This is a genomic window from Chryseobacterium sp. GP-SGM7 (assembly GCF_049166575.1).
GTDB lineage: Bacteria > Bacteroidota > Bacteroidia > Flavobacteriales > Weeksellaceae > Chryseobacterium.
In genome coordinates this window covers 84,983-98,120 of record NZ_JBMHFF010000003.1, presented here as the reverse complement: position 1 = coordinate 98,120, position 13,138 = coordinate 84,983, and the positions used below count along the sequence as shown (strand labels likewise).

Here is a 13,138-nt window from a genome sequence, read left to right as displayed (position 1 = left end):
CAATTATAATTATTTATTGATTTGTTAAAAAGTATTATTCTAAATTTGATATTACTAAGGTTTAAAAAATGACGAACAAAGCCCTCCAGTCCCTACTTGAAAGATTAAATCAAAATGACACATCATCTAGTCTTATTTATTTAAGACCCTTGAACGCAAACGTATATTTTGCTAAGATTTGGATTGATAAACCACAATTGACTGATAGTGTTACGAATTCAGATGGTCCGAGTAATTTTTATCTGGTTAAAAATAATGAAAACATCTTTGTAGCGATTGTTTTCGATATGCAAAAAGATTTACATTGGTTTGTGCTTCCAGATTACAGAGGAATGGGTTATTTGACAATGGCTTTGAGAGATCGTATTATTCCTCATTTATTTTTAAGTAGGGATAAACAACGAATAACAATAAAGGAAAATGAGATTGGTGCAGAAAATTTTAAGGCTTCTGAAAAAGTAGCAGTTAATTTAGGATTTACAGCATTTGAAGATGGCGAATACTTTTTATCAAGTCATCAAATTACGTTTAATGACTACAATGAAGGAGCAGAAACCCATTTATCTCAGGAGAGAATAAGTGAACTTAAGAAACAAATTAATTATTTGGCAAGATCTCTTTGGGCAATACAAACTGAAATAGAAATGAATTATGGAAATACAGATTATACGGATGAACTTAAAGAATTGGTTAATCAAATAAGAAATCAAACTTGGAAATTAGAAGACTTTTTTTGGAGTAAAAACTCGTAAGGGCTGAGTTTTATGGCTAGAGAAAATATAAAATTCAAAAATGCAATTCCTCCGTGTGGTCGGAAATGCATTTTTGTTTTAATTTGTATGCAACCTATTTTCAAAAATATTGCCTTTATGGGCTTACCATATTTTGAAAAAAAAGTTGTGTATTTATATTTTAATACCTTGAATTTTGATATTCAAAATATTATTAATTCCAGAAAACTTTTAAATCACGAAACTCTAAATTAGATTTTGCTTTTTCGAATGTGTTTCTTTCTGGCTGTGAGGTTGTTTTAAATTTGAAAAGCTTTATAAATAAAGGTTCGTCTTGTATATCTTTAAATGAGAAAGTCATTTTGAGAGGTACATTTAATACTAAGTCAGGATATGGTTTGCTTGATTTGTACAAATCAATTTTGTATTCGTTCCCTTCTATATCTACTATCGATACATCTTCAACTGTCATTTTTTTGTTTTCATCTTTTGCTTCAATGAGAAATGAAATGGCAATACTTTTTTCTTTTTTATTGCCAGCGACCTTTGTTATTATAAATGATGAATTTTCTTTTTCAATTTCTGTAATAGGTTTGTTTATATCTAGTACTTTTTTAAGAGACTCCTTATCGGATATTAAAGTTTTATTCGCAAATTGTAAGGTTTCGTTTTCTTTTTTTAAAGCTTCGCAGTTAGTTTGGCTGTATGCTGTAGAATAGATTGAAATAATGGAAAGGAGTAATATATTTTTCATTTTATTAATATTCGATTGGTTGATTAGAAGTCTCAATTTACAATGATTTTTTTGCATCTCAATTATAACTCGTACGTAGTGGATTTGTTTTAATACATAATTACTTTTCAAAGTCAAAATACTATTTTGTCTTGATGTATTCCTGGAAAAAAGTTCCAGTTTTTTTTGGGACTGATCAAGTTTAAGTCAAAAAAACTACTTATCCTTCTTCAGCTAACCTTTGTCTTGCTCCTTCAAGCCACTCCTCGTCAATGTTGATAATGCTGAAAGGTGCCTCTGGATTGTTACGTTGGTTAAAAACAAAAATTTTTGAGAAAAAATCACGTTTTATATCGAGGGCAACTGATTTATTTAGGTTAAAAGATTTCCAGTGACTAAAAATTCTTTTTGGTACATAAAAATCAAAATCTGTCGACTGCTCTCTATTTCTTGGATTATAAACAGAAAGTGTCCAAACATTGGGGTTCTCTCCATTCCAATGTATTTCAGCTTTTAATATCGAAAAAGTTCCGTAATTATTTTCACTATTCAGGATGTTGTTCTCAGTTCTCATTCTAGAAAACAAAAAAACCATATCACCTGTCTCTAACAAACCAACATAGGAGTAACGCAAAACGGTGTTTGCGAAGGTTACAATATCGCCAAGGATGTTGTCATCTCTAAGAAATTCATATGCTCTATGATATCTTTCACTATACAAGTTTCCCTCTCTATCCTTTAAAAAATCATAAACGTTTCTAATATCTTCTTGCGCAAAACTATCTATTAGTGCTTGATTAATACTATTAAAGTTTTGTATAGTATTCGGACCTAAAAACCAACTTAACGAAAGCAAGGGAATTTTGTTATTGGAAGCAAATTCAACCGCCGGTTTTGTAAATTCATTGACAGACGCAACTCCAACTTGATACAGAAAGCGAGTTCTTGTATCAACAGCATAGTTCGCTCGTCTATTATTCTGCCTTTCTAAAATACTTTCTCTGGTTACAATTTCAAAGTCATTTATATCATTTCTCAAACCAGCTGCATTTCTAACAATTGTCAAACTGGCGCTATTGCCATATGCTTTACATTCAAATAACAGTTGGGTGGGATAAGCAAAGGGCATTTGGATTGGTGGGTTCATAATGATATCCGCATCGTGCGCTGCTCCCTTACCATTGACGAAGAACAGTCCACTTCTCTCAAAAGAAAATGGATCAACAGCTCGCACATTTGTAAAACCACAATTTTTTAGCAGCTGTCGTACAATATATTCTAACAGTGCTCCCTTAACGTTTCCTGCTTTCATTGCTACCTTTTATAACATATTAAAACGAAATAATTCGATGGTATATCGAGAGAAAGTTCTTAACTGTATAAGAAATGATACATTCATAATCTAAAGAAGGTTATTCATTTAAAAAAATCTACCAAAATTGATTTTAATATTGGACTATTCAAGTTTCCAAGCACTTTCTGCAATATCGATAATGTCAGACTTCTCCAGTACACTTGGCATCACACTAAAATCTTTTACTAAAGTTCTCGATATTTTTACTCCGTAATTGTTGCTTAGGACAACGGAGTATTTAAAATCATCATTTAAATAATGTTCAACATATGACCCTAATTTTGGATTAATAATTTTAGCCCTGGTTATCAAATCAATAATTTGAGAGGTGTATTCAGTAGTTTTATGCATAAGTTTTTTTTTATATAATCCACGGTACTAAATGTTTTTCACCTTCGGCTAAGTTATAATTGAAATCCGAGATTAATTTATCATACAGCCCCTGATTCATACTATAACCTAAATCCTCATAATATTTTACATAACCATCAGCGTCAGCATCAGGAATTGGTTTTAGTTGAGTACTATTTTTTTTATTAATTTTTGAAATATTAGAATATAGGTGGGTTTCTCTATCAGATGTGACGTGCATAAAATAATCAAATTGCTTATTAGCATCGTCAACGATTATGAAGCTCATAAAAATTGTTTAATATGGTTATTACTCAAATATAAATAATTTTTGAAAAAAAATAAAACAAATCATTGATTTTTTAAAGAATCAATTGAGCCATAATATATTGGAAATTTTACGAGACAGTTTATAATTTTTAAGGATAATAAAAAGACAAAACTTTGGTCTATCCTACGTAAAATTTACCGAGGTATAAAAATAACCTACGTAAATATTACTAAGGTAATTGCTATACCTGCCTAAAAATTCATAAATTAAAACATAACCTCAGTAGAAAGTCCGTAGCTGGATATCTAAACTTACTTTGTTTTTTTTCTTTTAGAGGCAAAAATATGTAACTGATTAAATATCAGTCGTAAAATGTATTCTTTTAAATCTCTAAAAAAATTAAATTCTTTCATAGCAAGATGTGTCTTTGTATATACATCCTTTTCAAGTCTGATACACAAAGACGATCTTGCCTTTTCTGCAAAAAGGAGGAAAAACGGCGGAACTTGTTTTTCTATTTTGAATAAAATTAGGGTTAAGATTCCAAATTAATCCAAATTGTTCTTTTTTAATCTTTGAAGATTCCAGACTCATCCAGAGTATTCTTATTTAGCCCAGCTCCCATTAACACTATTGTTTTGGAGGTTATGATGTTCCAACTTTGCAGAAGAAATCTTAGTCAAAAAAATGAAGACATTAATTTATTCTTTTCTGTCATTAATTAGTTTTATAGTTCAAGGGCAGGTCGGCATTAACACACAAACTCCTCAGGCAACTTTAGAAGTTGTAGGAAAACCCAACGATACCAATCATTATGACGGGATTATTCCGCCTCGAATTACTGGAGATCAACTTTCTGCTAAAACTTATTCACCATCGAAAAAAGGAACAATTGTTTTTGTGACTGACCCGGCATCTAGTTTAAGTGGTCAGGTTCTTCGTATCACAAAGTCAGGATTATATTATTTTGATGGAATTATTTGGATGCCGTTTACTCAAGAGGATCCAATAAATACAGTGGCACTTAGAGGAAATTCTTCGACAGTAGAACTTATCATAAAAAATAATCTGGAACTTAATTTTGACCAAAAAGAAAATTATATTCTGGGAAAATCCCGCAGTGTAATTAGTGGAGAATACAACTCTATTATCGCTACAGATTCTAAAATAACTTCCGGAAAAGGAAATTCAGCCAGCTCTTATGCAATGTCTCAAGGAGAAATCAAAGGCAAATTAAATTATGGAGCAGGAGTCTCAGCATTGAATGGAATTTTGAATGGAACAATCACAGGAAACAGAAACGTTGGAATTGGTCCTGGTGCAATGTCATACATCACTTCAGGAAATGATAATATATCAATCGGCTATCTATCAGGTACTGGAAACAGAACCGGTTCTAACAACATTTTTATTGGTGTTGGAGCAGGCAGTCCGGCTGCAGGAGACCGAAGTGTCAGTAATAAATTAGCTATACATTCAACCCCCGTCACAACAAGTTCAACCAACTTTTGGGATAGTATCACGAATAATTATACGGATTACAAATTTGCATTGATTTCGGGGGATTTTTCTGAACGATGGCTAAATATTAATGGAAAGCTAAGTGTAACGCCATCTCAAATGCCAAACGCAGATAATGATCCAGCATATACCAAAAAAGTAATGGCAAAAGCAGACGGTACATTTGGTTTTGCTACGGAAGTAATACCACCGCCGCCATCTAATGGCACTTACATACTTAAAAGTGTTAATGGTGTAGCAAGCTGGACAACTCCCTAAGAATAAGAAAAGTCATTTGAATTTAAATAAAAAGACAGCTATGAAAAACATTTCTAAATTCTTACTTCTGCTAATCTGCATTTCATTGACATCCTGTAAATCCATCATATCAAATCCAGCAAAGCCTCTGCAGGATAATTTGATAGAAATTGGTAAACTTTATGAAATACAAGACTTCAGTGCAAAAGTTTATAATGTACGAATCGTCGGAATCGATAGAGATTGTATTTACGGAATCACCAATAAAAACACATCGGTCAAAATTACAAAATCAAATATTCGACAGATGAAGAAATGGCAAACATTCAACTCTGTTATTGTCGGTGCTCTAGTCGTAGCAGCAGTTATTTTCATTCCAATATGATACAATAAAAATCAATTATTTTCTTGATATGAGTTTAGAAGAAAACGAGAGTAAAACGATATTCTTCAGGATTACAACCCAAAGAAAGAAAGACTGGAAAACTATATGCAAGGCAAAAAATATTTCTTTAACAAGTCTGATTATTAATTCTGTAGAAAACAGGATGCTAGATGATGAGAGAAGAAAAGTTTTAGAGTTCATTGAAAAACAGGATAATGTTTTTACAAAAATCGAAACCAACATCAATCAGGTCGCTAAAATTGTCAATACTCAAAAGTTTATTAGTAATAAAGAGCTGGATAATTTTTCAGAAAAGCTCTCAGAGATTATAATTTTAAAACAGTCGCAGAATAGAATATTTGAAAACATCTATGCGCTGCTGGCAAAATGATTGTCAAAATTATGGCTTCGGCAGGTTCAGATTTTCCTGGAGTGAATTATAATGACAAGAAAGTCAGTGAAATAAAAGGGGAGTTGATGAAAATGAAAAACTTTCCATCCTTTATCAATAAGAATAGCGGTAAGAAGCAGGTCAAAGATTACTTGAAAGCTATTTCAAATGGAAATAAAAAAGTTTTGAAACCCCAGTTTCACTCAATCATCTCAACAAAATTTCAGGAACATTCAAAAGAAGAGTTGACTAAGATTGCTGAAGGTTTTATGGATGAAATGGGATATGGTAGACAACCATTTATAATAGTTTATCACAACGATACAGAAAACAGTCACGTCCACATTGTTACAACGCGTGTTGACAAAGAAACAGGAAAGAAGATCAACGACAGCTACGAGAAGCTGAAGGCTCAAAAATCATTAAGCGATACTTTAGAAAAGATTTATGGAATCAAGCCAGAGGAAAAACTGAATAGACTTTTGAATTACAATATAAGTTCTCTAAACCAATTAGAAACTTTACTTGATAGGAATGGATACAAACTGGGCAAAAACACAAATGATGAAAAATATTTGATACTATTAAAAAACGGAGTTATCCAGCGAACAATATCAGGAAACCAATTGGCCTTTGATAATAAAAATGATAAAAACAGAACAAAGCAACTTCGGGCAATTCTATGGAAATATAAAAACATTTATTCACATAAAGTTTTCAAGGTTGAGGATTTTAGGAAGCAGGAAGGAATGCTTCCAGAAGAAAAGATAAGAGAAAAAGATCAGCTAGTTCCCAAGATTGAATTTGAAAGTGAGCTTCAAAAAAAGTTGAGAGATGTTTTTGGGATTGACGTCGTTTTTCATCACAAAGACGAGTATCAACCTTTTGGTTACACTTTAATTGACCACAAAACAGGCTCAGTTTATAAAGGAAGTGAGATTATGAAAATGAGCGAATTGTTTGAGTTCACCTCCGAAAAAATAGATAAAAAACTGTTTGAAAGTCTGAAGGATTACAATGTAAGAGATAGTGAAAGTAAAATTCTACTACTGGATTTTCTCAAAGTTAGACAACCGGAAAATGAGATAAAGGAATTTATGCTTTTTGGGAATAAAAAACTTAAAAACAAGGAAATATACAATGCCATCAGAAACGATGTTCGAGACTATCTAAAAACACAAAATAATGGAGATGTCAGCATCATTAAATCAGAAGATGGAAAATATTATGCAATTCATTCGAGATTCCATTACATCGGAGAAGTGAAGGCTTTGATTGGAGAAAAGCAGTACCAAAAACTGCTTGATCCGAATATACAGATCACATCAAAAATTGAAAACAAAACAGGAAATGAATTGAATGCAGCGGTCACTGAATTGTTTTTTGAACTGATGAAAAGTTCAGGCTCAGCTAAAGATCCTGCTGAGCAAGAACGTAAAAAGAGAAGGAAACGCCGATAGTAGCAAGGCTATTTATTAGACCGATAAATATTAACCAATCATATGATAATCACTTTTGGAACACAGAAAGGAGGAACAGGTAAAACAACATTAGCTATTGCTTTTGCCAACTACGTTGCAATGTCTTTCGAAAGGAAGGTCAATGTATTCGATTTTGATTTTCAGAAGTCATTTTACCACAAATGGAAAGAAGATGAGTTGCTCGATATTCCAAAGCTATATGACGTGGAAATTATTGATGAGGAGAACAAACAGCCTTTTTCGGATTTTGAGCATTTGATTGAAATGAAAGAAAGCGAAGAAGTAAATGTGTTTGACCTTGCAGGAACATTGGATGCAAAATATAGCGATCTGCTGATTTACAGCGATTTTATAGTTATTCCTTTTGAATACTCTAATGTTTCTGCAAAATCGACCTTGGTTTTTATCAACTTTTTAGGTCTTTTGGAAAGTCAGGCGGAGCGGGTATTTATCCGGTCAAAGTATGATAAAGGCTATAAATATCAGAATCAGGAGGGTATGGATTCAGAGATCAGTAAATATGGTCTTGTATTAAAAAGTCCGGTCTTTAAAAGAAATTGCCTGCAGACTATAGATACAAGGAAACTGACCTATGAACAGAAATATGCTGTGAAAAATTCCTTCTTGGAACTGACAGAATACATTAATAAATGTCTTGAAATTACTTTATAACAAAATCATTAATACCATCTCAAATGACCAAAATAATTATCAGCATTATCTCTGTTTATCTGCTATACTACGCAGGGAATTTCATATATGATCTTTTTCTTAAAAAGGATATTTCCAAAAAAGAAGATGAAACCGAAGAATATTCTCTCTCTGAATTTGCTGAAAATAGTACAACTGAAGTAAAAGAAATAAGCATCGATGATGTCGAAAATATAAATACTCCTAATTCATTCAACAAAAAAGAACTTTCTCCTGTAAGAGATGAAGAACAAGATGAAGGAAGAGATCTGGACTACTGGCGAAACAAGTTTGAATCTGAAGAGGAAATTGACAGTTTTGATGAAATTTCAAAATCTAAAGAAGTAGAAGAAATTCCCACTGTTGAACAAGTTGAAAAAACTCAAAATCTCGACTCAAAAAACAACTCATACCATAAGCAATTCTATCAGTTCCTAAACCTTGCCGAAACCAGTGTACAGGTTCTTGCAGACCTTGACGGCTACAAGGTTTATCAGTCGCTGATCTAAGACATTAATTTACTCTTTTCAATTACACTTTGATCCGCCAATAAATGGCGGGTAGCACACCCCTTATGCCTTGTTCTGAGCAAAATAAACATAATTCTAACCATAAATATTTAATCATTATGACTTACAGAAGTAAACGTAATCAAGTTATTACAAAATTATTTACTGCCACATTGTTACTTCTCGCAGTAACTCCAATGTTTGCTCAGGGCGGTGCAACGGCAATTTCCAATGCAGCCAATGACATCAAGGATTATTGGGATCCAATCAAGCTAATTCTAAAGGCCGTCGGAGGATTGGTCGGTTTTATAGGCGGTCTAAGAGTCTATAACAAATGGACGAACGGTGATCAGGATGTCAACAAAGAAATCCTAGGCTATGGAGGAGCGATGATCTTCTTATTGGTAGTTCCGGAATTCGTAACAGCATTCTTTGCTTAATATGGGTTTCTATCTCTACAAGGGGCTTAAGAAACCCCTTGTATTCTTCGGACTCAAAGGCAAGTATATCATCTATTCTGTTGGAGTTATAGGTATTGGAGTGGTTGCTTCACTGATATTATCAAAATTCGGATTACTTGGTTCGCTACTCGGACTTGCATTAACAGCAGGAGGTGTATATCTCATTTTTAAAAGACAGGACAAGCACGGTCTTTATGCCAAGACTAAAAACTTCAATCAGATTTTAATTTTCCCTAAAAGAATTATCAACGCTAAACTTTTAAAGCAAAACAAACCAAATGAGTTTGAAATCAACAATTAAATAAATCAGAATGAAAATCAAGAAACACGCATTTGACATCCCATTTATCGGGTTTGACTACGGGAGAGATTTCGGATGGGATTTTGATGTTTTGTTTGGACAATATGGAAATCCCATTATTGGTATTCGTATTAAAAATGCTGTAGAACAATATTCTGCTGACCCCGATAATTACCTGAATTTCCATACGGTTTTAAATCAAGTTGTATCCATTATTGGAGAAGGTAGGGTTGTTCAAAAGCTCGATATTTTTTCAAAGAAGAGATATTCTGCAGAACATTCCAATCAATTCCTTCAGCAAAAATACTCCGAACACTTTGACGGTAGACTGTTCAAAACCATTGAAACTGTACTTTTCTTTACGGATATCATAGATGATAAGCTGAAAAAGAAAATGAAGCACTATCATTTCTCCGATAAAAGTTACAAAGAGCTTCGGGATAAGTGTCAGAAGGTACTAATGCTTTTGAAACAGAATGATTGTGAACCGCAGTTTTTATTTGAAAAGGATTTTGAATCTTATATATCAGGTGTATTATCGATGCACTTGTCAGAGGTTCCAAGTTTTGATAACATCAAAAGTACCAGTGAATACCTGCAGATAGGAAACCGATTTGTCAAAAATATTTCATTTGTTGATGTTGAGAGTATTGACCTGCCTTCTGAAATTGAACCATATTCTATTCTTGGAGGAAACGGCGCAGCATCTGAAACAGCCGTGGATAATTTTACATTCATCAATGAACTGGAAGATTATGAGACCATCATCTACAATCAGGTCATCACTATTCCTCTTCAGGCACAACAGCAAAGGGAACTTGATAAGAAAAAGAAAAAGCACGAGGGAGCGGCCAACAATTCTCCGTCCAATGCCATCATAGCTGAAGAAATTCAAACTCTTTTGCACAATATTGCAGTTGACGGGCAATTGGTTGTGAATGCTCATTTCTCCTTACTATTTTCTGCAGACACTCTCGAAAAAATGGAGGGGACACAGTCCCTGATTGAAAACAAACTTTTCACAAAGGGAATCATCATTTCTAAGAATGCCTACAATCAGCTGGAACTTTTTCGGTCAGCCATTCCAGGGAACGCCACTGAACTCAGAGAATATGATCTTTTTATGACAACAAGCGAAGCGGCCTTGTGTTTTTTTTTTAAAGAGAGTTATCCCGTGAATGAGGAATCCAACTTCTATTTAAGATTTACAGATCGGCAGGGTGTTCCGTTAAAGGTCGACCCTGCTGATTTACCGATGAAAATTGGACGGATCAATAACCGTAACAAGTTTGTTCTGGGTCCAAGCGGTTCAGGTAAGAGCTTTCTAATGAATAATATCATAGAGCAATATCTTACCTACAATTATGACGTGGTCATCGTTGATACCGGAGATTCTTATTCGGGAACCTGTAAATATAAGGGAGGGCGATACATTCAGTACACTGAGGAAAAGCCAATCACGATGAATCCTTTTTTAATGGATAAGAAAGAGTTCAATATTGAAAAAATTGAATTTTTGACCAATCTTATCTTCCTGATATGGCAAGGTCCCGATGCTTCAATGTCGTCAGCACAGAAATCCATTTTAGATAATGTCCTGATGTCATACTATCATCAGTATTTTAACTCAGGAACCCAATGGTATGAAGATAAAAGTTCCGAGGAATTGATTCTTTACCTCAATAAATACAATATTCATGAAGAAGATATTTATACCGAATACGAGAATAAATCTAAAGGACAAAGAACATTTTATGACATTTTGGAAATTGCTTTCGATGCAAGTTCCGAGGAAATTAAAGAAGCGGGGAGGAAACTGTTAAAATTCTATCATCCGGATAAGAATATCAATAACCCTGATTACGACAGCGAACAGTTTTATACTGTTTATGAGGCCTACGAAACGCTTAATGATGAAGAAAGAAGGCGGATTTACAATGAAACCCAATTAATTCTCATAAAATCCAATGAGCTTATTAAGGAACACAATACGGAAGAAAATTGGAGTGAATCGTTCAGGAAAGCCATCATCAAAAAGATTAAGGAACTCGAAGAAAAGCTCGAGGCAAAAGAGCTTTCATTTAATGGATTCTACGATTACTGTGATAAATTCCTTCCTCTGTATCTGAACAATAAAAAATACACTATTACAGAAAGAGAATTCAATCTGAGGACTTTTTTGTTCGTTCTGAAGGACTTCTACAAAAATGGACGTTACGGAACCACGCTCAACGAAAGTGCTGACAACACTTTGTTTGACGAGTCATTTATTGTATTTGAAATTGATAATGTAAAGGACAATCCGAAGCTTTTCCCTATTGTGACGCTAATCATTATGGATACGTTCATCCAAAAAATGCGATTGAGGAAAGACCGAAGAAAAGCGCTCATCATCGAAGAAGCGTGGAAGGCAATCGCCAGTAAGTTGATGGGAGGATACATTTTATATCTATATAAAACAGTAAGGAAATTCTGGGGAGAAGCAGTTGTCGTGACGCAGGAGCTGGATGATATTATTGGAAATGCTGTCGTAAAAGACAGCATCATTAATAATTCTGATACTTTCATTCTTTTGGATCAGACCAAGTTTAAAGATAATTTTGATCGTATTGCAGCTTTACTATCATTAAATAAAGTTGAGCAGAACAAGATTTTTACTATCAACAATCTTAACAACAAATTTGGTCGAAGCAGATTCAAAGAGTTTTATCTGAAACGAGGCTCTAAAGGCGAAGTATATGGGAATGAAGTTTCAATAGAACAATACCTCACCTATACGACAGAAAAACCAGAAAAGTCCGCAGTCGAGTATTATGTTAAAAAATACGGAAGCTACGATGAAGCGCTGATCAAAATTGTATCGGATTTAAAATCTTTTGGAGATAATCTTGAAAATCTTGTATCGCTAGTCAATCTGTATCAAAATCCATTGGATTCAACAGTTGATTCTTTTTACAAAATGATGAAAAGTGAAAACAAAGGAAAAAATGTTTTCAAAATCATCAGTCAGGAAATGGAAGACCGGCAAGTCAGTTTTTCAGAATTAATCGACAAAAAATACCACTATGAAAAAGTTTAGTTTATTTTTTTTAGGATGCGGGAGTTTTCTTTTTGCCCAGAACACTTACATCGATCCTACTGTTACGGCTGCAATGATATTGTATTCTGAAAATCTAAAAGCCAAACAGAATGATGTCATAGAGGAAACGTCAAAATTAAAAGATGCACAAACCTGGGTGGGAACACAAATGGTAGCAGCCAATGACATTCAGAATAAAATACTGAAAGGTTTAAAAGAAGTTTCCGGAACACTGCAGAACGGAATTCAGGTACAGCAGATTTACTCTGAATTGAACAAATGTTATACTTATTCTTCAGAAATAGTACAGTTGGCCTCACAGCATCCACAGTATGCTATATTCGGAACTAACGCTTCACAAAAAACTTATGAGCATAGTTTGAAGATCGTAACAGATGTCACAGACATTCTTGCCTCTGGAGAACTGAATCTGGCTATGGCAGGGGATAGATACAAGATTCTGCATAATATTTCCAGCAATGTAAAAACTTTAAAGCTTTGGCTTTTGGCAATCAAATTACGATTAGAAAAGGCAAACAGATTAGGATTTTGGAATTCCATCAATCCTTTTGCAGGATACATTAATACGGACAAAGGTATTGTGGAAAACATAATGAACAGATATAAGCGGAATTTTTAAAAA

The 13,138-nt window shown here is 33.6% G+C and carries 15 protein-coding genes; 11 read left to right on the top strand and 4 right to left on the bottom strand.

What is annotated here, in order from left to right:
* The first annotated feature begins 68 nt into the window (after positions 1-68).
* Positions 69-752 carry a GNAT family N-acetyltransferase gene (locus ACOOWA_RS12795; protein WP_421375717.1) on the top strand — a complete coding sequence of 228 codons (684 nt, stop codon included), beginning with the start codon at positions 69-71 and terminating at the stop codon, positions 750-752.
* 193 nt (positions 753-945) lie between these two features.
* On the opposite strand, the gene ACOOWA_RS12790 is transcribed toward ACOOWA_RS12795, so the two are convergent.
* The 4 genes from ACOOWA_RS12790 to ACOOWA_RS12775 form a co-directional block, all read right to left on the bottom strand.
* Positions 946-1,485, bottom strand: coding sequence for a transposase (locus tag ACOOWA_RS12790; RefSeq protein WP_421375715.1), 540 nt, complete (start codon positions 1,483-1,485; stop codon positions 946-948).
* A gap of 199 nt (positions 1,486-1,684) precedes the next feature.
* Positions 1,685-2,776 (bottom strand): hypothetical protein, encoded by a 1,092-nt coding sequence (locus ACOOWA_RS12785; RefSeq protein ID WP_421375713.1) that lies wholly within the window; start codon positions 2,774-2,776, stop codon positions 1,685-1,687.
* 144 nt (positions 2,777-2,920) lie between these two features.
* Positions 2,921-3,169 (bottom strand): hypothetical protein, encoded by a 249-nt coding sequence (locus ACOOWA_RS12780; RefSeq protein WP_421375712.1) that lies wholly within the window; start codon positions 3,167-3,169, stop codon positions 2,921-2,923.
* Positions 3,170-3,179: 10 nt separating this feature from the next.
* On the bottom strand, positions 3,180-3,458 hold the full coding sequence (locus tag ACOOWA_RS12775) for a hypothetical protein (protein WP_421375710.1): 279 nt from the start codon (positions 3,456-3,458) through the stop codon (positions 3,180-3,182).
* Between the two features lie 669 nt (positions 3,459-4,127).
* Here ACOOWA_RS12775 and ACOOWA_RS12770 point away from each other — a divergent pair.
* The 10 genes from ACOOWA_RS12770 to ACOOWA_RS12725 all read left to right on the top strand — a co-directional run bounded on the left by ACOOWA_RS12770 (position 4,128) and on the right by ACOOWA_RS12725 (position 13,135).
* The gene (locus tag ACOOWA_RS12770) at positions 4,128-5,219 is read left to right on the top strand and encodes a hypothetical protein (RefSeq protein WP_421375709.1); all 1,092 of its coding nucleotides are present in this window, start codon (positions 4,128-4,130) and stop codon (positions 5,217-5,219) included.
* A 40-nt stretch (positions 5,220-5,259) separates the two neighbouring features.
* The gene (locus ACOOWA_RS12765) at positions 5,260-5,583 is read left to right on the top strand and encodes a bacteriophage spanin2 family protein (protein ID WP_421375707.1); all 324 of its coding nucleotides are present in this window, start codon (positions 5,260-5,262) and stop codon (positions 5,581-5,583) included.
* Positions 5,584-5,611: 28 nt separating this feature from the next.
* A complete protein-coding gene (locus ACOOWA_RS12760; protein ID WP_421375705.1) occupies positions 5,612-5,974 on the top strand; it encodes a hypothetical protein in 363 nt (120 codons plus the stop codon).
* A complete protein-coding gene (locus ACOOWA_RS12755; protein ID WP_421375704.1) occupies positions 5,971-7,434 on the top strand; it encodes a relaxase/mobilization nuclease domain-containing protein in 1,464 nt (487 codons plus the stop codon). The genes ACOOWA_RS12760 and ACOOWA_RS12755 overlap by 4 nt, the downstream gene beginning before the upstream one ends.
* Before the next feature lie 42 nt (positions 7,435-7,476).
* Positions 7,477-8,127, top strand: a complete 651-nt coding sequence (locus ACOOWA_RS12750; RefSeq protein ID WP_421375702.1) for a ParA family protein — start codon at positions 7,477-7,479, stop codon at positions 8,125-8,127.
* Between the two features lie 23 nt (positions 8,128-8,150).
* The gene (locus ACOOWA_RS12745; protein WP_421375701.1) at positions 8,151-8,654 is read left to right on the top strand and encodes a hypothetical protein; all 504 of its coding nucleotides are present in this window, start codon (positions 8,151-8,153) and stop codon (positions 8,652-8,654) included.
* A gap of 119 nt (positions 8,655-8,773) precedes the next feature.
* Positions 8,774-9,094, top strand: coding sequence for a DUF4134 domain-containing protein (locus ACOOWA_RS12740; protein ID WP_421375699.1), 321 nt, complete (start codon positions 8,774-8,776; stop codon positions 9,092-9,094).
* Between the two features lies 1 nt (position 9,095).
* A complete protein-coding gene (locus tag ACOOWA_RS12735) occupies positions 9,096-9,416 on the top strand; it encodes a DUF4133 domain-containing protein (RefSeq protein WP_421375698.1) in 321 nt (106 codons plus the stop codon).
* Between the two features lie 10 nt (positions 9,417-9,426).
* A complete protein-coding gene (locus tag ACOOWA_RS12730; RefSeq protein ID WP_421375697.1) occupies positions 9,427-12,495 on the top strand; it encodes a DnaJ domain-containing protein in 3,069 nt (1,022 codons plus the stop codon).
* Entirely contained in the window at positions 12,482-13,135 is a 654-nt protein-coding gene (locus ACOOWA_RS12725) for a hypothetical protein (protein WP_421375696.1), read from the top strand. Before ACOOWA_RS12730 ends, ACOOWA_RS12725 begins: the two co-directional genes overlap by 14 nt.
* Positions 13,136-13,138: the final 3 nt, after the last annotated feature.